The organism is Indolivaga capnocytophagoides, assembly GCF_036511535.1.
Taxonomy (GTDB): Bacteria; Bacteroidota; Bacteroidia; order Bacteroidales; family Dysgonomonadaceae; genus Dysgonomonas_A; species Dysgonomonas_A capnocytophagoides.
Map to the genome: position 1 here is coordinate 196086 of NZ_AP028867.1, position 20118 is coordinate 216203.

General features: G+C 35.9%; 11 protein-coding genes and 1 riboswitch. Of the genes, 1 reads left to right on the forward strand and 10 read right to left on the reverse strand.

Annotated features, from left to right (window positions below):
• Nucleotides 1-46: 46 nt before the first annotated feature.
• From AABJ51_RS00990 to AABJ51_RS01030, 9 genes are all read right to left on the reverse strand, one after another.
• A complete protein-coding gene (locus AABJ51_RS00990) occupies nt 47-2065 on the reverse strand; it encodes a DUF2264 domain-containing protein (protein WP_338374033.1) in 2019 nt (672 codons plus the stop codon).
• Nucleotides 2066-2174: 109 nt separating this feature from the next.
• Complete coding sequence (locus tag AABJ51_RS00995; protein ID WP_321577232.1) at nt 2175-4559, reverse strand: ABC transporter permease; 2385 nt, start codon at nt 4557-4559, stop codon at nt 2175-2177.
• Between the two features lies 1 nt (nt 4560).
• Nucleotides 4561-6897 (reverse strand): ABC transporter permease, encoded by a 2337-nt coding sequence (locus AABJ51_RS01000; RefSeq protein ID WP_338374034.1) that lies wholly within the window; start codon nt 6895-6897, stop codon nt 4561-4563.
• Nucleotides 6898-6999: 102 nt separating this feature from the next.
• Nucleotides 7000-9351: an ABC transporter permease gene (locus AABJ51_RS01005; RefSeq protein ID WP_338374035.1), complete on the reverse strand. Its 2352-nt coding sequence runs from the start codon at nt 9349-9351 to the stop codon at nt 7000-7002.
• Nucleotides 9352-9453: 102 nt separating this feature from the next.
• Nucleotides 9454-10134: an ABC transporter ATP-binding protein gene (locus AABJ51_RS01010; protein ID WP_338374036.1), complete on the reverse strand. Its 681-nt coding sequence runs from the start codon at nt 10132-10134 to the stop codon at nt 9454-9456.
• A gap of 63 nt (nt 10135-10197) precedes the next feature.
• The gene (locus AABJ51_RS01015; RefSeq protein WP_338374037.1) at nt 10198-12540 is read right to left on the reverse strand and encodes an ABC transporter permease; all 2343 of its coding nucleotides are present in this window, start codon (nt 12538-12540) and stop codon (nt 10198-10200) included.
• 11 nt (nt 12541-12551) lie between these two features.
• Complete coding sequence (locus tag AABJ51_RS01020) at nt 12552-14888, reverse strand: ABC transporter permease (RefSeq protein WP_338374038.1); 2337 nt, start codon at nt 14886-14888, stop codon at nt 12552-12554.
• A gap of 128 nt (nt 14889-15016) precedes the next feature.
• Nucleotides 15017-16267 (reverse strand): efflux RND transporter periplasmic adaptor subunit, encoded by a 1251-nt coding sequence (locus AABJ51_RS01025; protein WP_338374039.1) that lies wholly within the window; start codon nt 16265-16267, stop codon nt 15017-15019.
• Between the two features lie 101 nt (nt 16268-16368).
• Nucleotides 16369-17694 (reverse strand): TolC family protein, encoded by a 1326-nt coding sequence (locus AABJ51_RS01030; protein WP_338374041.1) that lies wholly within the window; start codon nt 17692-17694, stop codon nt 16369-16371.
• A 251-nt stretch (nt 17695-17945) separates the two neighbouring features.
• On the opposite strand from AABJ51_RS01030, the gene AABJ51_RS01035 reads away from it, so the two are divergent.
• On the forward strand, nt 17946-18290 hold the full coding sequence (locus AABJ51_RS01035) for a hypothetical protein (protein ID WP_026627068.1): 345 nt from the start codon (nt 17946-17948) through the stop codon (nt 18288-18290).
• A 103-nt stretch (nt 18291-18393) separates the two neighbouring features.
• Here the strand turns inward: AABJ51_RS01035 and AABJ51_RS01040 are convergent, their stop codons facing one another.
• Nucleotides 18394-19377, reverse strand: a complete 984-nt coding sequence (locus AABJ51_RS01040) for a ketoacyl-ACP synthase III (protein WP_321577233.1) — start codon at nt 19375-19377, stop codon at nt 18394-18396.
• Between the two features lie 398 nt (nt 19378-19775).
• Nucleotides 19776-19968: riboswitch (cobalamin riboswitch) on the forward strand.
• The last annotated feature ends 150 nt before the right edge of the window (nt 19969-20118 follow it).

The following is a 20118-nucleotide window of genomic DNA, read 5'->3' on the forward strand; positions in this document are numbered from 1 at the left end:
GTTCAATCGTAAAAGATTGAATATCCCCTTTTTTACTGAAGGTAGGTTATTGAAAATTTATTTCTTTGATTGATCCGTCGTTCAAAATAATGATTACGGTCTTTTTGTCTGTACTTATTTTAAATTCTTTTACTGGAGATAGCTCTTCTTTCGTGAAATCTTTATTTCCCTTTTTCCAGAGCTGTAATGTAATGTAAATTTTATCCCCTTGCGGTAGTCTGTCTGTGCTGTTAATTACAGTACAGTAGTCGCTTTCGGGATGAACACCTTCCCCTTTTATAAATTCGAGATCAGACCAGCCTGACAATGAAATCATAGCCTGACTGTATTTCTCATTATTGATTATATATGCTTTATTTCCATTAATATCAAAGATTTGCTCTTTTATTGGGTTCTCCAATTGAGGAAGGGAATAATGTCCCAGACGAATATCCGTGGATACGGGACTGCTTATTTTATCTACTCGCAGAATACCGTTGTGAAGAGGAATATCTGCCAGATGATATTTTATATCCTGATTGGTTTCCAGAACAGCATTACGGTAGTAGATACCATTGTCATATTTCGAGAATGTATACATTCTCAGGACTTCCCAGACATTATCTTTGTTTTTGGTCGCATAATTCATCGATACACCATTAGCTAAACTGTCTGCCATCCATGGAAATTCGCTGTTATAGGCTAACTTATTGTAATTTTCGCTTGCCCTGAATTTTTCCCAAGCCGGGATATAAGGAACGTTACACCATGCCCGTATTTCGGAAGCTCCGCTATTCGGGTAGTCGGTTATAAGAATATCAGATCCGGATTGAAACTTATTATACACATTACCTTTCGAGAGTTCGATTCCCCATGGACCTTTATCTTCCGTTGCTGTCCAGAAAATATTATCTGCAGGAAGCAGCAAGCCAAGAAAAGCCTTGCCGCACCAGTAAGCACTGCCTCTACAGCTATATCCTTGTACTGCGGGTTCGAAGGCTCCGTAAAACCCGAGAGTAGGTACATTGTCCTTCAAAAAATCGGGATGTTGCAGAAATTGAAGTAATGTGCTTGATGCAATCCTTCGCAGCCATCCGCAATTGATATTCGGATCATTAAGGAATCCTGTTAAAGGAAAAGGTACTATCGATCCAAAGCGATAAGCAATGCTTCGTCCCCACATAATCATCTTGCCGTCTTCATTAAACATATATGGATAATTGCTTGCCATATCCCTGAAGTTTGCTTCGAATTTTTTTGCATATTCAGGATAATACTTCTCTCCGAAAACATGAGACCATACAGGACCATACATCTGGAATGCCCACATGCTGTAATAGTCGAATGCCGGATTATCGTTGTACCATCCGTCTCCGCGGTAATGTTCAAGGGACTTATCAAGGTATTCAACCAATAGTTTTTCGTTGACTGTATAACCTTGAGCTTTAAAGAAACTCAGAACAAAGATGTTGAAGAATTTCCAGTTCGAAGGAACCGTAGGCCCGTCTCCATAACTTAGCATGGTTGCAGCCAATTCATCTTTTTGTTCTTTTGTCAATGGATTCCATAGGATATCGGGGATTGTGAACAAGGATATCGATAAAGCTCCGAATTCGACCAGATTCTGATGAGGCCCGCCATTCGGCGCACGGTGTTTTATATATGTGTCGCTTTTCGGATCTATTAATTTCAGAAGCTGATAGCGATAATAATCTCCGACTTTGATTCCGTTCAATTCCAGTTCAGGGTTTTCTTTAAGTAGAGGAGCCGCTATAAATAATGTACGGCACAACCCTTCTAGCTTTTCGGTGGGAACCTGATCTTCTCTGCGGGGATAACTGACACCGGGCTGTTTCGGAAAGATCATAGGATCATCTAACGAATGAACATAGCTAAATGCTCCATTCAGTAAATAACGACCTGCGTCTATCCAGTGTTTTCTGGTCATTCCCGTATAGGGGCTTTGTTTAAGATCCGGTTGATCTATAGTAAATGTGTTTCCTTTATCCGAAGTTGCATGTAATTGTAGTATCGGCAATGCGATACAAGCAAACACAAAAAAGATTCTTAATAGCTTTTTGTTCATGTTTGGTTAGATTTTGAAAAAGTATAACATGAAACAAAAATAGCTAATGCCCCCTTATCATAGGGGGACAAATAGCTAAATAAGGTCTAATATTAAGTCAAAAGCCCAACTATTCACTTTTTAAAGACTTCATCGGATTGCTGTTGGCGGCTTTTAAGGATTGAATAGTGATTGATGATATGGATATAATCATCACTGTTGCTCCTGCAGCGACAAATATCCATCCGTTAACGGAGGTTTGGTATGCAAAATTTTTCAGCCACATCTGTAATGTATAATATGATACAGGTACAACAAGTATAAATGCAAATACTATATATTTCACAAAATCGAGGTTGATCATTTTTATAATATCAAAGGCAGTGGCCCCATTGATTTTTCGGATGCTTATTTCTTTTTTCCTCTGTTTGATAATGAATGCAACAAATGTGATCAAACTCAGGTTTGCAATCAGTAAACACAAAGCAGTGAAGATATATATAATAACCTCTCCATTCAGTTCGTTTCTGTAAACATCTTTATAAAGATCATCTAAGTAATTGTAAGCAAGAGGATATTCGGGGATAATTTCTTTCCATACAGATTGGAGAACCTGTAAACCTTTTTCCGGATCATGTTCTTCTGTCCGTATCATGATACTGTTTAAGAAAAATGCTCTCTGTATGATTATAAGAGGAGACGGGGTTTCGAAACTGGTGGTGTAGTTGAAATGATCTATAACTCCGCAGATCGTTCCGTGGTCGATATAATTAATGGAACCATGTTGCATGGTCAGACTTTTTCCGATGGCATCTTCCGCTGATTTAAAGCCTAGTGCAGTAATAGCTTCTTTATTTATTATATAGTTTTCGGTAATTGTTTTATCGTATTCCTTTCCGTCGAACATATCGAACAGCATTTTCTGTTGTTCAATATAATTGTATTTATTAGGTGGATATAATGTTCCTTCTGCCAGAGGAATACCGAAAAATGGAAAGAATCCTTCACCTACAATAAGCACAGGGATGTTTACATCGTCAGCAAGAGAATCCGTTTTTACACTTATTGCATCTCTTACAGCCGATCCGGGAAGTTGCATAGATGCAGTTACTGCTTCTATTTCGGAATGTTTTAGCAGTTCTGATCTGAGTAGTTCATAGCGGGATTGAACCAATTCCGGTTGTTCTTTCAGAGTTATTATTTTGTCGGTATCTGGTGTTACTTGTTGCTGACGGATTACAGACATTTGCCGGTTGATGGTGATTCCCCATACCAAGGCAAAAATAACTAATGCAAATTGTATTGTAAATAAAGATCTGATCGAAGCCGATGATTTCCTTTTTGATGCAAAATGATCTCCCGATGCAGATATCTTATATGATAAAAGAGGGATAATAGAAACCGAAACAACAAATAAAAATAGCACACAAATACAAATAAGATATTCCGAAATGGATAGATAATTTAAATCGAACCCCAAATGCGGAGCTATAAGATAAATCCCCATCCCGCCAACTATTACAGATAACGTGCACAGCATAAATGCAATGAATGTTTCTTCTTTAAATATAACGGAAAAAGGAGCTCCATTTAGCCTGAGTAATTGGTAATACCTTTTATTTGCAGAAATAATGAGACTCGAATTGAGCCATAGATTAAACATTACGATGATAAACAAAAACAAGTTAGCCCCTGCTATGATATACAGATAATAAATATTACCATTGGTGCTAAGTTCACGTAATACCCTGCTATGTAAATGTATATCGGTAAGAGGGGTAAATATTAGTTGTTCTTTGTATTTCTTATCTTTGTTGAGTTTTGCAAGCTGTTCATTCAGCGTGTTTTGTAGGGTATTTACCTCCGTGTTTTTTCTTAATAAAAGATATGTATAGTTCCAATCGATCTCATTCTTCTCATCTTTATGTATAATAAGGTCGGTCTGTAAATGAGAATTGAAAGGAAAGTCTTTAAATATCCCTTTTATAGTGTACTTATTTGAATTTGTCCGCCGGCTCTCAATTTCGATACTTTTGCCTATAACGTCGGATACAGATCCGATTTGTTTGGCTAATTTTTCGCTGATTATTACACTTCCCGGTTCAGACAAGACGGTGTTTCTTTCTCCTTCTAGCAACGGGTAGCTAAATACTTTTAAGAAATTAGGACTGGCGAATATAAAATTATTAATGATAACAGATTTCTCGTTGTAAATAAGTACTCCGGCATTGACATTTACCAGTTTAACTATATCTTCTACTTCGGCAGACTGACGTAGTATCTCGTCATACGAATCGCGGATAATACGCCCGTCTATGGCTTCGTCATTAATCTGTACGCTCAATCGGGCTATTCGGTCTGCATCTTTATTAAATCTATCGAAACTGGTTTCTCTTTTGATGTATATGTATGATAGCACCATACATCCGAAGATGAGAGAGATACCCATCAAATTGACGAGACGTAGTCCCTTGTTTCTCAGTATCCGCCGTTGTATAACACTCCAGTTTACCATATTACTCGTTTTTCAAAGTTTTTATAGGGTTTGCCGTTGCAGCCTTCCAGCTTTGCATTGTGATGGATATGGCTGATATAGCTAGAATAAATAATCCAGAAAAAACAAATATCCACCAGCTGAGATCTGTTTTATAAGCATAGTTTTCGAGCCATTTCTGCATAATATAATAGGAGAGGGGAACAGCTATAATAAAAGCCAGAACAATCCACTTTATAAAGTCCATGTTCAGCATTTTTATAATACTCAATTCGGTTGCTCCGTTTACTTTCCGTACGCCTATTTCTTTTTCTTTCTGTTGTACATAGTATAAAGACATAGCTAGTATTCCCATTACTAAAATGATAATAGTAAGTATGGTAAAGGCAACTAATAATTTAGACGTCTTTTGTTCCTTTTCATACCACTGATTTAACATAGAGTCTGCAAATCGGGATTCGAATCCGTTATTTCCGGTAAATTCTGTATATGCTTTTTTTAGATTATCAGCTACTTTTCCTGGATTCTCGGATTTATTAATTTTAGCACTGATAGTCCATGCATTTCCCATATATTTATTTCCTAGTTTACAAAATAGCATAGGTCCTACTTCAGAGTGTAACGGCTTGAAGTTAAAGTTGTCAATTATACCGCATAGCTGTAAATCATTATCAAAAATACCGGTTAATCTCATTGTTTTCTTATCTGGACGTATCTTTCCAAAACCTATTTTGTTGATAAGGATATATGTGCTATCAGGAGCCGAGAAGCCATTATATTCTACATGTATATTATATACATCGAAGAAACTACTGTCTATACTGAATACTTGAAAACTATGAGATTCTCCATCTTTTTCAAACGACCAGTTATTGCCTGCGTCTAATGGTGTTCCTGCTGAAAAAGATACAGCATCCACACCCGGTACAGATAGTAGCTTGTTTTTTAGAGCGGGAATTTGTTTATCCAAAACAATATTATCCATAATGAATATTGAGGAATGATTGAAGCCCATATCGTAATTCATCATAAAATAAGTCTGTTTTAGTATAAAAAGACAGCAAACCAATAACGTAAACGCTACCGTATACTGAAAAGTGATGAGTACTTTAGAATATACTGTCTTTATTTTATGAGAATACATTCCTTTAACTACTTCTATCGGGTCGAATCGGGCAATAGTTATAGCTGGAATAATTCCGGAGATAGTTCCTATTAGAATAATTCCTATTATCAATATGACAATGTATGCAACGGTAAATTGAGCTGTAAGGTTTAATTTAGTATTCAAGACTTCATCAAAGAAGGGTTCAGCGACAAATGCAAAGAATAGTCCGATGACGAATGCAATAAATGTCATAACAATAGACTCGAAGACAAATTGCCTGATAATATCCGCTTGAGAGCAGCCTAACAGCTTTTTTAATGCCGCCTCTTTTCCTCTTTTGGACGCTTGTGAAACAGATAGATTGATATAGTTTAGTATGGCAACCAATAATATGAGTATGGTTATTGCAAAATATACGGAAACAACAGTTTTACTATTTCCCCTTATTCCCGCAGCTCCTGCACCTATACCGCTAAAATAGATATCTGTTAATGGGATAAATTCGACACTTGAGCAGAAATTTTGTTTGAATAACCAGTAATCTTTTTTGAAAAGATCTAGTATCATAGGTGCTTTAGCCGAGAGATTTGTACCTTCTTTCTCGAGAAAGTAAACACAGAAAGAACTATTTCCCCAATTCTCCATAACATCTTTACCCCAATATTCTTTAATCATGTGATAGTTAACTACCATTTCATTGTCCGGAAATTGAGTGTTTGAGGGGAATTTTTCCATGATTCCGGTTACTTCTAAAGGAATACTGTCGTTCAGATAGATATATTTACCGATCGGATCAGCATTGTCAAACATCCTTTTTGCCAGAGAAGGAGTGATTACAACAGTCCTTTCGGTTTGTAATACTGTTGAAGGGCTTCCCTGTATCAGTTTAAAAGAGAACATTTTGAAGAAATCCTTATCTGCAAAAAGTGCTTTGATCCTTTGCTTGTCATTCTTGTCTTTTATAAATACCTCACGTGATACTATCCTGGTATATGTTTCTACTTCGGGACATCTATCTTTCACAAAATCAGCTACAGGATTTGCATAATTAGCATTTTCCGGTCCATGTCCCAAAAGAAAAATACGGTCTTTGTTCTTATGGAAAGTATCGACAGAGAGCTCCTGAATTACATAAGTAGAGAGCAGAAACACAAACATCAGTGATATTGCAAAACCAAGTATCGATACTGTACTATAGAGTTTGTTTCGTGATAAGAATTTTATATAGGACTTTATGCTTAAAGGCTTCATATGCAGATGTTTTTTTAGTGACAGAAAGTATTAATCATATATCTTCAAGTTATAATAAGCTCGATTTATTATACATGCCAAGTAATAAATAGGCCTGGAACCTTAATCGTTTTTCAGTGCTTTAACAGGGTTGGTTGTTGAGACTTTCCATGTTTGGTAACTTACCGTTACTAACGCTATTAGTATAATCAGGATGCCGATTAATGCGAATACCCACCAGTCTAAGTCGGTTTTTACGATATAGTCATCCAGCCATTCTTGTAAAGAAAAATAAGATATCGGCAATGCAATAATGAAAGCTATTATTACCCAGACAATAAAATCACGGTTTAGTAATTTCATTAGATCCAATGTTGTAGCTCCATTTACTTTGCGCAGTCCTATTTCTTTTATTCTTCTTTGTGTCGAGTAATACGCCATGGCAAATAATCCGGCTACAGTTATAATAATAGTGATGATCATGGCAAACAGTAAAACTTTGCCCGAATTGAGATCCGATTTATAAAGGTTTCTGTAAATATTATCCAGATAATGATACTCGAAGGGAACAAGCGGTACTGTTGCCTTCCATTTTTGTTCAATCTTCTTTAGAGCTTTTTCTGGATCTCCTTTTATTTTAAAAAATAGAACTTTACCTCCGCTATTAGATTTAGCTGTTAATCTGATGTATACCTGAGCATCAATAGGTGAGTGAAAAGAACGGGTTTGTGCATCTTTCACAACTCCGGCTATAGTTATCGGGCTTTTAGAGAGTCCATTCGGGAGAATTATTTTACCGACAGGATCTGTCAAGCCGAATATTTTTACAGCAGTTTCGTTTACAACACAAATATTGAGACTGTCGGCTGCTCCCATATATAAAGGGTTTTCTCCTTCAATTATTTTCATTCCGAAAAAATCGAAATAATTAGGCTCAATACGGCATACCTCTGCATTGTATTGTTTTTCGAGATTTTCTGGCAAAGAATAAGTCCATCCCTGTACCCAGTCTGTAGGAAGTGAATTCTTCATTGTGATGTCAGTAATTGCCGTTTCCTGCATCATTTCACTTCTGAATGAGTTGAAGTTCTTTCCAAACTCGTCCCTGCTGTTGACTGTTATAATATGCTCTATATTAAATCCTAAATCGTGATTAATCAGAAAATCTATTTGTTTATAAATAAAAGTAACACTCATCAATAGTATGATTGATGCTGTAAACTGTATTACAATCAGTGTTTTTTGTAGTAATGATATCCGCTTTCCTCTGAATTTGCCCGACAACGTTTCTATTATATTGAATTTAGTCATATATATTGCAGGAAAAGATCCGGCAAGAAGTGTGGTGAAAATAAAAAGCAGAACTATATATAAATAGAGTTGAGGTGAGCTGAAATCAATCTCAACACTTGATGTTGTAAACTGATTGAAAACAGGGAGCACCAGATGGGCGAGCATGATACCGATAAATATTGCGATGAATACGTAACCTGCAGTTTCAGTGTAAAACTCTTTAATAAGTTTAGCCTTATTTGCTCCTTGGGACTTTTTGATTCCGATGCTCTTTGCTCTAATGAAAGAGGTTGATACAAAGAGGTTCGCGAAATTTATGCACGAAAGAATAAGAATTATAAATGCTGTTGCGGTAAATACAATAATCAGAGATTTGCTTTCTGTTACAGCATTTTCGAATTTGTCTTTTTCTCCCAAGTGGATATCTTTAAGAGGTTGCAGAGATACTGTCCCTTCGTTTAGTTTAAACCAATCAAGTCCGTTGCGGATAATTGTTGTAAGACCTTTAGTTAATTGAAGAGTATCGGTGTTTTCCCTAAGCAAAAAATAGGTACAGAATACATCAGACCATCCCCATTTATTTTCAGCCAGATGCCCGAACATCGGGAAAACAATGTCAGCCTGTATATGAGAATTTCGTGGAAAATCTTTCATTATACCCGATACCTTGAAATCCTGATTCTCATATTTAATTGTTTGCCCAATGGGATCTTTACCCGGAAAAAGCAGATTAGCTGTGGTTTTACTGATAACTACTTTATCGGGAGTGTCTATTACATTTACCGGATTACCTTCGATAAGAGGAAAAGTAAAAAAAGAGAAGAAGTTATTATCTACGACTAAAACTTTGTCGATAGTGGATACCTGGTTACCGATCCAAATTTCGGATTCTTCGTTGTGAACAACCCTGCACATAGCCTCGATATTTGGTAACTGGGCGATAGCTTCTTCTCCGAAAGGTTTAAATGTTGAAGTCAGATGGCTATCCACATCATTAAACTTAATGTCGAGGATAGAGCGGTATATACGGTCTCCATTCTTATGGAAGTTATCGAACTGGAGATTTTGTACAGTCCATAACCCGATAATAAGAGATACCATTATCCCCAGGCTAAGGCTGCAGATATTTAATATACCGACTGTTTTCTGTTTTGAAAAATTTCTGATAAACTGCTTCAACATACCACAGGTTTTTTAATGAAAAGATTTTATATAGAGGCAAATATCAAGATGTAATTTGGGGTTGTACTTATACTTACCTAAGTAATAATGAGGTCTCAGACCTTATAGTTTGTTGGCAACCTCAGTTACAATTTGCCCGTCAAATAAATTTATAACCCTGTGGGCAAAAGACGAATCGTGTAGGGAGTGAGTCACCATGATGATCGTAGTTCCTTCCTGATTTAGTTCCGAGAGCAGATTCATTACATCTTGTCCGTTTTTAGAATCCAGATTACCTGTCGGCTCATCGGCAAGTATCAGTTTAGGGTTAGCAACTACTGCACGTGCTATGGCTACACGTTGTTGCTGACCTCCTGATAACTGATTGGGAAAATGCTTCGCACGGTGGCTTATATTCATTCTGCGGAGAGCTTCTTCTACTCTCGCTTTACGCTCCGATGCTTTAACATTCATATAAATCAGAGGAAGTTCAACGTTTTCGTATACATTCATCTCTTCTATTAGATTGAAACTCTGGAAAACAAAACCGATATTGCCTTTTCGGGTTTCCGTACGGTCCTTTTCTTTCAGGTGTCCCACTTCTTTATCAGCCAGATAATATTCTCCGGATGTAGGATTATCTAATAGCCCGAGGATATTCAAAAGTGTCGATTTACCGCATCCCGAAGGACCCATGATAGCAACAAATTCTCCTTCGGTTACGAGCATGGACACATCGTTGAGTGCTACAGTTTCGATTTCTTCTGTACGGAAGACTTTTTTTAAGTTATTAATCTTTAGCATAATTGATCTATTTTAATTGTTTGTAAATACATATTTAGACTTTCAGAACTGATGTCTGAGATGTTACTCGCTTTTCAGGTAATTTATAGGATTTTTTCTTGCGGCTTTTATACTTTGCCAGCATGTCGTTGCTATTGTTGTCAGGAATACAAGTATTCCGCTTGTCGCAAACACCCACCAATAAACAGGTGTTTTATAAGCAAAGCTATCTAACCACTGCTGTACTACATAGTAGGCTAGGGGAGTGGCTATGCAGAAAGCAAGGATAAGCATTCCGAAGATATTTCGGTTTAGTAAAAGGACAATGCTAAATACCGATGATCCGTTTACTTTTCTGATAGCTATTTCTTTAGACCTGTATTTCGTGTTAAATACAATCAGCCCGTAAACACCCATTATCGCGATCATTATAGTTATGATGCTGCATATTAATATAACCTGAGCCAGATTGTTTTCTTTTTTATACAGGTTGTCGAGTCTGGTATCAAGAAATTTACAATCGAATACTTCATCATTATATTTGTTCCAGCATTGTTTTATATAGTTAAAGGTATTATCGATATTATTACCTGATATTTTTAGCAGGATGATATTATTCCATCCGGAGTTCAGCCGGACAAAGATCATAGGTCTTATCGGGTTATGCAGTGATTCGAAATTGACATTCTTTGCGACTCCGATAATTTCGCCATCTCCATCGAAACAAAATATCTTTTTGCCGAGTATATCTTCAAACCTGTATTTATTCATGAATGCCTGATTGACTATTATATAAGGTATATCAGATTCTTCTGTATCGGTAAAATTACGGCCTTGTACAACCGGTACTCCGAAAAATTCAAGAAAATTGCGTCCTACAGGCCATGACATTACTGATATTATTTTGCCCTCAAAATCTCGATCCCATCCCATTCCCACGCTTCCGGGCAAGAACCCGGCTATAGTGTAATCAGAGATGTCTTTATTACGGATTAATTCTTTACCGAACGTATCTATATCCGTTTTCAAACCATAAGTCCGCATATACACAATGTTTTCTTTTTGGATACCCCACGAATAATTTGTGATATAATTGTATTGTATGTAAATGAATGCCGCAATACTTATTAATGTTACAGATGATATAAACTGTATGCAAATAAGCGTATTCTTTAACTTTAAACTACGTTTTGAACTTGCAAAAGAATTCTTGATTGCAATAGCCGGACTAAAAGATGTAACATAATATGCCGGATATAGACCGAACAGTATCCCGCAAAAAAGAATTATGATGCCTGTACATACAAGCAGTACCTTATTGTAAGAGACACTTATATCTGTAAATAATGATTTTACAATGGTTGTATCCTTGAATAGTTCAACGCATAAAAGAGCGAAACTGTAAGCGATCAACGAAAACAAAACGGCCTCGAAAATAATTACACTTCTTAAAGTCTTATTCTTGGCTCCGAGTATCTTTTGAATATTGAGTGATTTGATCCTCGCCGGAGCTATCGCTATCGAAAAGTTTATGTAGTTTATATAAGCCATTATTAATATAGCTATCCCAATAGCTAAGAGTGAGATCGTTGAATTAAAATTCCCCGAGCCAACCATCGGAAAATGCAGATGTATCCTGTTTAAAGGGATAAGACTGGCAGAAGAGGCATTCTCCGGATCAGCTTTGAATTGCTTCATTGTATTTTCTCCGTAAAACTCGGCACTGTTTAGTCTTTTTTCGAGTTTCTCAACATTTTCAGGAGCAATATCGAAATACCCAAAATAGTTTGAGTTTTCAGGTATATCATCAGGTAATAAAACGAAAACTCCGTTCGGAACAAAGCAGTTTTTAGGAAAGTCTTTGCATATAGCTGTAACCGTAATTGGTTCTGTCGAATTGTGGAAAAAGAACGATTTACCGATTGCGGATTCATCTCCGAAAAGAGTTTTAGCTGTACTTTCGGTCAGCATTGCTTTACTTGTTTTTTCTCCGGTGAAAACCTCTGCCGGATTTCCTGTGATTATTTGAGGCGAGAATATATTGATGAACCCTTTTGTTGTTTTTATAAGATTTGCTTCTATGGACATTTTTTCGCCATTCTTTTGTATAATATCGAAGTTAGAATTGGCATTAGATATATAGAGACAATAGTTTCTTATTTCCGGAAATTTTTCGGACATTTCTTTGGCTCTCGGAGTACTTATCCAGGGAGCATAGGTATCATTAGGTGAGATTGTCCTATATTGAGTGAAAAGATAAGTATTGTTTATATTCTTAAAATTATGATTGTATGTGAAGTCCGAGAATACCTGTATCATACAAATGATAAATACAGCCATAGCAACAGATAGCCCCAGTATATTCAAAAAGCTGGATGTCTTGAATTTTTTCAGAATAAAAATAAAATTTTTAAATATTGCTTTCATAAGTTTGTTTTTTATCTTTTCAGTGAGTCTACCGGATTTTTGGATATAATATTGAGGCTGATACCTGAGGTTGCCGCAATAGCAATTACGCATTGGATGAGAACGGGTATAATAAATATGAAAATATCAACAGATACTTTATTCGTGAAATTACTCAGCCATGAATTAAGAAAATAAAACGAGATAGGAGCCGCGATAATGCCTGCTATTACAATCCATATAATTATATTACCGGATAACAGAGTGAATATATTTCCTGTTGTCGCACCGTTTATCCGTCGGATAGCTATCTCCCGTGTTCTTCTTATAGTTGTATGAAGATGTATTACTGTCAATCCCAGTATCGCAATTATTACAGAAAGCAGTGAGCCGATAGATATCAGATTGAATTGAGTTTCGAGTTTTTCGAATTTCTTTGTATACACATCGGTTAGCCAGCTTGTATTCATATAGAAATTAGGATCGAATTTTTTTAGTGTTTCCGATATCGAATTCATTGTTTTTAAGCTCTGCGAATTTCTGTTATTACGAAGCTTGATATAAATATATTCTGGATAACGATTCAGCTTGAGAGCTAGCGGGTCTATTTTCTCAGAAGTGTTTCCGTAATAAAAGTCTTTGACTATACCGATAACTAACGATTTTCTATCGCTATAATTCAGATAATCACCTACAATAGAATTGTCGAGACCAAGTTTTCTAATGGCAGATTCGTTCAAAATTATAGCACGTACGCTGTCTGGTGTATTTTCGTCAAAGAAACTGCCGGCTTCAAGCTGTAGTTGTATTAATTCACAGATGCCCGGAGCTATTCTGTATTCATTGATTATTTCTTGCTTATCCTTGTTTTCGTATGTGCTGATTCCTTGCCCGCTCCATCCTCCACCGATAATATGCTGAGCAGAACTTACTTGTTCTATATCTGTATTTTTTAGCAACTCTTGTTTTACCGATTCATAGCTTTTTGCTATATTATTGGTGGTTGATATACATACGGTTCTGTCCGGATTATAAGATAGCGGTATTTCTTTCAGGTAGCTGGTTTGTTTGTATATGAGAAATATGGCAGACATCAGCACAATTGTTATAACTGATTGGAAGATGATAATGCAAAGGGTGAGTTTTCTTTTTGAAAAACTTATCTGGCCACTGAAAATCTGCAATGGTGAAAATTTACTTAAATAAAATGCGGGATAAGTTGCCGAAAGAATCACCGTAAATATATAGAGAATTATTACCGAGCAGATGAATACAGGGTTGGATAGTTGATTCAAATCGATGTTATAACCGATAAGATTTGAAAAATAAGGAACAAGTATAATGCTGAGTATGATTCCCAGAATAAAACCGATGGACACGATTTGTATCACTTCGGAGAAAAATAGCCGGATAATATCAGTTATATATGCACCGTTTGTTTTGCGTATCGCAATCTCCTGCATTCTCATTTCACCTTGTATCGTAAACAGGTTGATAAAATTTGATACTGCCAGAATAAGAATAAATGCAATAATTCCTGCTATAAGCTGGATAAATTTTATGCTGTTTTGTTTACCCGGTGAAGATATATCGGAGTGCATGTATATATCGGTAATTTTTTCAACACCTCCGGTTGCTTTTACATTAAATTGCTGACTCCAGGGAATGGTTATATTAGTGTATTGCTTTTCTATGGATTGTGATGCTCTTTCAAATGGAATATTTTCTTTTATCAGATAATAAGTATAAAATTCAAGCCCTTGCAAGTATTCCAAATAATCCATTGTTTTAAGATTCATCAATACATCAAACTTGAAATGTGTATTTTGAGGAAATTCTTTGACAACTCCCGTAACGATATAATCGGTTTCTCCGATATTAATTGTTTTACCAATTGCTTCGGCTGTTCCCGAAAAGATCATATCAGAAAGTTTTTTCGTAATAATCGCGCTTTTAGGAGAATTAAACGGATCCTGAGCAGAGCCTTCGATAAAACTTACATCGAATACTTTGAAGAATTCAGAGTCTACATAATATTGTTTGAGATCACTATAAGAGTTATTATTGTATAACAGTTCATTGCAGCGGGAATCAAAAATCTGTACAGCTGCTTCTACTTCGGGTGTATTAGATGGTAACTCGGTATAGGCTTTACGCAATGTAATAGGGCTGTTTGTTACAGAGCCTTTATCGTTTATGACAGTATACAAACGTACAATTCGTTCCTTATTCTTAAAATGTTGGTCGTAACTAATTTCATTGACAATAAATAGAATGAGCATTATAGAAACAGATAGCCCTATAACCAACCCAAGAAGGTTGATACCCACAAGCAATCTGTTCTTTTTGTATGTTTTAAGTATATTCATTGTATATTAAGGTCTCAGACCTCTTTATTATTTTGGTAAGTAAACAACCAAAGACTGTTATAAACTAAAAGTATATTATTAAATACTTTCTTTTACTTAGGGGCTTAAAACCTCTTGTTTTTATTGGGTTATTCTAAGATTAGTTCTTCCACTTCTCCGTAAGTATCATATGATGAGGTAATCACCTTTTCGCCCGGATCTAATCCGCTGATGACTTCATAATATGTTGGATTTTGACGGCCGATTGAGACTTTTCTTCGTATTGCTTTTTTTCCGTCGGGAGTTACAACAAATATCCATTGCCCTCCTGTAGTTTGGTAAAAAGCACCTCTGGGAATCATAATAGCTTCGACGGGTTGTCCTAATTGCAAATTGATATAATAAGTTTGTCCGGTGCGGATATTATCGGGGCGTTCTCCGACAAAAACGAAATCTGTTTTGAACTGTTTGTCTCTCACTTCGGGATAAACTTTACGAACTCTCAGTGCAAAATCCTTATCTTGGCGTTCGAATGACGCTTCTAATCCAGCCTTCACTCTGTCTATATAATGTTCGTCGATGGATGCTTCTATTTTGTAATCAGACAAAACACTTATTTGTCCGACTCTGCCACCTGATGCAACAGACTGTCCTATCTCCACATCCAGTAAGCCTAACTGCCCGTTTGTTGGAGCCTTGATATTCAGGTTATCGACCCTTTGACGTACCAATATAAGATTCTGACGCATATTATGCAGGCTTTCTTCCATTTGCTTTACTTGTATACCTCTGTATATAGAATCCTGTTTCTGGCGTTCGACAACAAGTTTACGGCCGTCAACAGCATATTCATAATCTTCTTTAGCTTGTAAATATTCTTCTTTAGACGTCAGATTTTCTGCATATAATTGTTTGTATTGTAGGTATTTCCTTTTTTTACGCTCTACATCAAGATCCAGCTGCAATTTTTCTTTCTTCAAACTCAAACGTTCTTGTTCCATAGAAACCTGAGTGTTTCTAAGAAAATTTTGTTTTTCGGCTAATTGGGCTTCACTATCCAGAATGTTGAGATTTAACATCGGATTTGTCAGCCTTACGATAATATCTCCTTGTTGTACATTGCTGCCTTCTTCCACCAGCTTTTCAGAGACCATACCACCTTCTACAGCACTTAATTGTATCGTATTGATCGGTTGTACCTGCCCGTTAACACGGACATAATCGTTAAACTCTCCTTTGATAATTTCCTGAATGCTGATTTTCTTAGTTTCAACATTCATTTTTGAAGCGTGGTTCCCGAAAATCAGCCAAAGGATAACAAGCAGCGCAACTGCCCCTCCTATTATATAAGGAATATGCTTTTTTTGTATTCCTTTTTTCTTTTCTATTATTCTATCCATTGATATATAAGTAAATGAAAATATTTAATGATGCATTTCAAGTTATGAGAGGCTCAGACTATTATACTAGCCAAAACAATAAAAGGGTCTGAGACCTTTTGTTATTGAATAAAAGGTTCCCCTTTGTAATATTTCACCAAGCGTGATTTCAGATTGTATTTCAATCCGGCGTTTAATTTTTCTACCCTTGAATTTAAGTACCTGTTAGCACTGGTATTTAGTTCCAATGCGCTAATAAGCCCTTCGGTATATTTTCTCTGATTTACTTTATGGGCTGCTTCCATTGCGTCCTCTTGTTGACGGGCTTGCTGGTATTCTTCGGCTTGTCCGTTCATATCAGCTACAGCCTGTTCTATTTCACTGTACACAGTACGCTTGGTTTCTTCGTATTCATATTGGGCGATGATCATATTCTGCTTACTCCTTTTTACTGTACTGATACTTGATAAACCATCGAAAATAGGGATACTGAGTGTGAATGCAAAGTAATGTCCTCGACGGTCTCTTATCTGATCTCTGAATGGAGTATAGTCACTACCGTCCATCCATCTCGAAAAACTTGTAGAGTAGCCTGTCTCGAAGTATAGAGAAGGGAACAGACTGCCTTTAGAGGATTTGTACTGAGCTTTCTGTGCTTCAAAAGCTTTTTCTGAGGCTTGTACTTTAGGAGAATAATTAATTGCCTTTCCAAAAATGCTCAAAGCGTCTTCGCTCTCGGTTAAAGGCAGAAAGTCAATATTAGTTAGTGTGTCTATTCTTAAAACTGAATCTATCGGAAAATTCATTTTTTCCTTTAGTTTAATTGTTTCTATTTCCAAAAGATTTTGTTGTTTTATCACATTATATTTGTCGGAAGCGGCTTTTGCTTTAATTTCGAGAACATCCGGAGCGGCTTTTAATCCAAGTTCTTCCATTCTGTTTACTTGCTTTAAAAAACTCTGACTTTCTTCAAGTTGTTGTTGAGCCAGATTTACTGTTCCTTGATAATACAAAACATTCAAAAATAGTTCCATTGTTTCGAATGCCAGCATGTCTTCGGTCTGTCGAAGCTGTTCTTTACCCATCAGTCTGTTTATCTTTTGCATTTTTATTTTTGATATCTGGGTTAAACCGTCAAATAATAAAACCGAAGCATATATATTATATGAGTTACTGAAAGAATTTCGGTCTACATAGGTATTTGTTTCTGAGTCCAAACCTCGTCCGAAACTGAAAGTTGTACCGATATTTGCATTTACCTTTGGCAGCAATCCGGCTATGGCCTCAGAATAATTCTGATTATATATTTTGTTCTGAGCATTTTGTTTTGCTCTTTTAGTACTATGCTCTACTGCATATTGCATACATTGATTCAGATTCCAAACTTTGTCCTGAGCCGAAAGTATCGTTGCTAAGCAGAAAAAGGAAAGTGATAGTAAAATTCTCATACAACATTTATCTTTTACTATATACTTAACTAAAATTATGCCAAATGGTGTAAGTTGTTTATTAATAGAATTTTATGGTTTGATCTGGTTTAGGGGGTGTAAAAAACTATTACACTGAAATGATAAGTATCTTTACACTGAACCGAAAATGTCAATTTATTATGTAGAATATAAATTAAACTTGTTCTATTTTTGCTAGTCAATATATGTAATGACTGAACCTTATAAGTAACACTTCTATAAAACTAATTATGATAAAAAGTAAAAGCTTCAAAAGTATTATTTTATCTGCACTCCTTTTAACTCTATTTATCTCTTGTGGCTCTTTGCAAACAGGCATAAAGCAGGTACACCTGGATATGACAAGGCAGGAAGTTATAAGTAAAGTCGGAAATGATTTTGATGTTGTTTCGATGGTTAAGACAGATCAAGGTAATCTTGAAATAATACGTTATACAATATTACGTATGGAGAATGATAAAACCGTCCCGGCGGAATACTATTTTTTCCATTTTTTAGATGGAAAACTCGTGGAAATGAATCAGGAAGAAGCTGGTATGCCTATAATTGTGCAGCCTCCTCACAGACATCATTAAAAAAGGAAGTCCATTGAGCTTTTATAAAAAAACTCCGAAGTAACATACTCCGGAGTTTTTAGCTTATGACGTTTATAGTAAAGTTGCATATGCTTCTTCTACCTTATTTTAACGGTTCTATATTGTTCTCAATATATATACCTGCGTAGGTAAATCCACCACCAAAACCAATAAGAGACAGTTTATCTCCCTTCTTAACTTTTCCTTCTCTCAAACCTTCAAACCAAGCCAAAGGAACGGAGCCTGCTGAAGTGTTTCCGTATTTTCTTACACTATCAAGGCATTTTTCGATAGGAACGTTCAATTCTTTGAATACAGCTTCGAGCATACGGAAGTTTGCACTGTGCGGAATATAATAGTCTGTTTGATCTAATGTCAGATTATTCTTTACACTTAGTTCTTTAAGTCCGCCGGTTAATGTTTGTACTGCCCATTTATAGACGATACGTCCATTTTGATGGAATTTATCATTTGCAATAATTTCTATTCCGTTTATGGGAGCGTTTTGATTTGATAAGTATAAGTCTTTGCCATAATCGCCGTTGGTTCCCGTAATAGTCTCGAACAGATGGTTGTCTTCTGACGCTTCGACCAATACTGCTCCGGCTCCATCACCGAAAAGAACACAGGTGGTTCGGTCTTCCATATCGATTTTCTTTGACAACATATCAGCACCTATGACCAATACCTTTTTGTGAGTGTTTGCAGCAATAAGCCCTTTTGCTAAGATTATACCATTGACAAAGCCTGCGCAAGCAGAGGCTATGTCTATTGTTCCTGCGTTTTTTATTTTCAATCGTGATTGCACCTGACTGGCTACACTGGGTATTAGTTGGTCTGGAGTTGTGGTTGCGACAATAATAAAATCAATGTCGGTAAGGTCTTTGTTATAATTTAGAGAAAGATTTTGAGCTGCTTTTACACACATGTCGCTGGTGTATTCATCATCTGTGGCGAAGTAACGTTTTTCGATACCGGTTCTTTCTCTGATCCATTGGTCGGAGGTTTGTATATATTTTTCAAAGAATGAGTTTCTTATTTCTTTTTCAGGATGATAAATTCCAATTGAATTTATAGTTGCATTCATATCTTTAATTTTATACTGTAAGATTTGTTATGGTACTAAGTAAAATAAAATTCTATGTGTTGATTTAAGTACCAGCTGTATCAGTTAATGTCTCTTTTAACAAAAGAAGAATCTCCGTCATTAAAAATGCAAATATAATTTTTTACTGGTATGCTTGTGTATTTATTATCGATTTCATGTTTCTTTTATCCAAAATAAATAATTTTTTAACAAAAAATATCTCTTTGCTTGTGGGTTTTTATATAGTAATTGGTTGCTATACAGTGATGTATGCTGGTTTCTTTTGTGTGTGAAAGCCAAAACAATATATCCACGGTAAGTAGTGAATTATATCTTTAATGAAGAGCTGTTTATACAAATTATTAGCCAATGTAGAGCAACTTTCGTAAAAGTTATTACATTTGCATCGCATTTTGGTGTCATTTTCTATGTTCATAGATAATGGTGAAAAGGGAATTGGGTGAAAATCCCGGACAGACCCGCTGCTGTGAATTCTATTAGTATCTCTGAAAGTACTAATGCCACTGTTCTTATGGGAAGGATTTTAGAGATAGAATAAGTCAGAAGACCTGCCAAAATAGCCAAGTTTGAAGCTTTCGGGTGAATAAAGTATCAGGCTATCGTATCTGTATCACTAAAGACTATATGAATAGACAGTTATATTTTTTATAACTATCGCTTGTTATGTGTCTAAAATTGAACAGGGAAAAATGAAACAACATATATACAATATAAAATATA

What these genes read in the sequence shown, in the direction of transcription:
- AABJ51_RS00990 (WP_338374033.1), bottom strand. Translation starts at nt 2,065, where the DNA reads ATGAACAAAAAGCTATTAAGAATCTTTTTTGTGTTTGCTTGTATCGCA.
- AABJ51_RS00995 (WP_321577232.1), bottom strand. Translation starts at nt 4,559, where the DNA reads ATGGTAAACTGGAGTGTTATACAACGGCGGATACTGAGAAACAAGGGA.
- AABJ51_RS01000 (WP_338374034.1), bottom strand. Translation starts at nt 6,897, where the DNA reads ATGAAGCCTTTAAGCATAAAGTCCTATATAAAATTCTTATCACGAAAC.
- AABJ51_RS01005 (WP_338374035.1), bottom strand. Translation starts at nt 9,351, where the DNA reads ATGTTGAAGCAGTTTATCAGAAATTTTTCAAAACAGAAAACAGTCGGT.
- AABJ51_RS01010 (WP_338374036.1), bottom strand. Translation starts at nt 10,134, where the DNA reads ATGCTAAAGATTAATAACTTAAAAAAAGTCTTCCGTACAGAAGAAATC.
- AABJ51_RS01015 (WP_338374037.1), bottom strand. Translation starts at nt 12,540, where the DNA reads ATGAAAGCAATATTTAAAAATTTTATTTTTATTCTGAAAAAATTCAAG.
- AABJ51_RS01020 (WP_338374038.1), bottom strand. Translation starts at nt 14,888, where the DNA reads ATGAATATACTTAAAACATACAAAAAGAACAGATTGCTTGTGGGTATC.
- AABJ51_RS01025 (WP_338374039.1), bottom strand. Translation starts at nt 16,267, where the DNA reads ATGGATAGAATAATAGAAAAGAAAAAAGGAATACAAAAAAAGCATATT.
- AABJ51_RS01030 (WP_338374041.1), bottom strand. Translation starts at nt 17,694, where the DNA reads ATGAGAATTTTACTATCACTTTCCTTTTTCTGCTTAGCAACGATACTT.
- AABJ51_RS01035 (WP_026627068.1), top strand. Translation starts at nt 17,946, where the DNA reads ATGATAAAAAGTAAAAGCTTCAAAAGTATTATTTTATCTGCACTCCTT.
- AABJ51_RS01040 (WP_321577233.1), bottom strand. Translation starts at nt 19,377, where the DNA reads ATGAATGCAACTATAAATTCAATTGGAATTTATCATCCTGAAAAAGAA.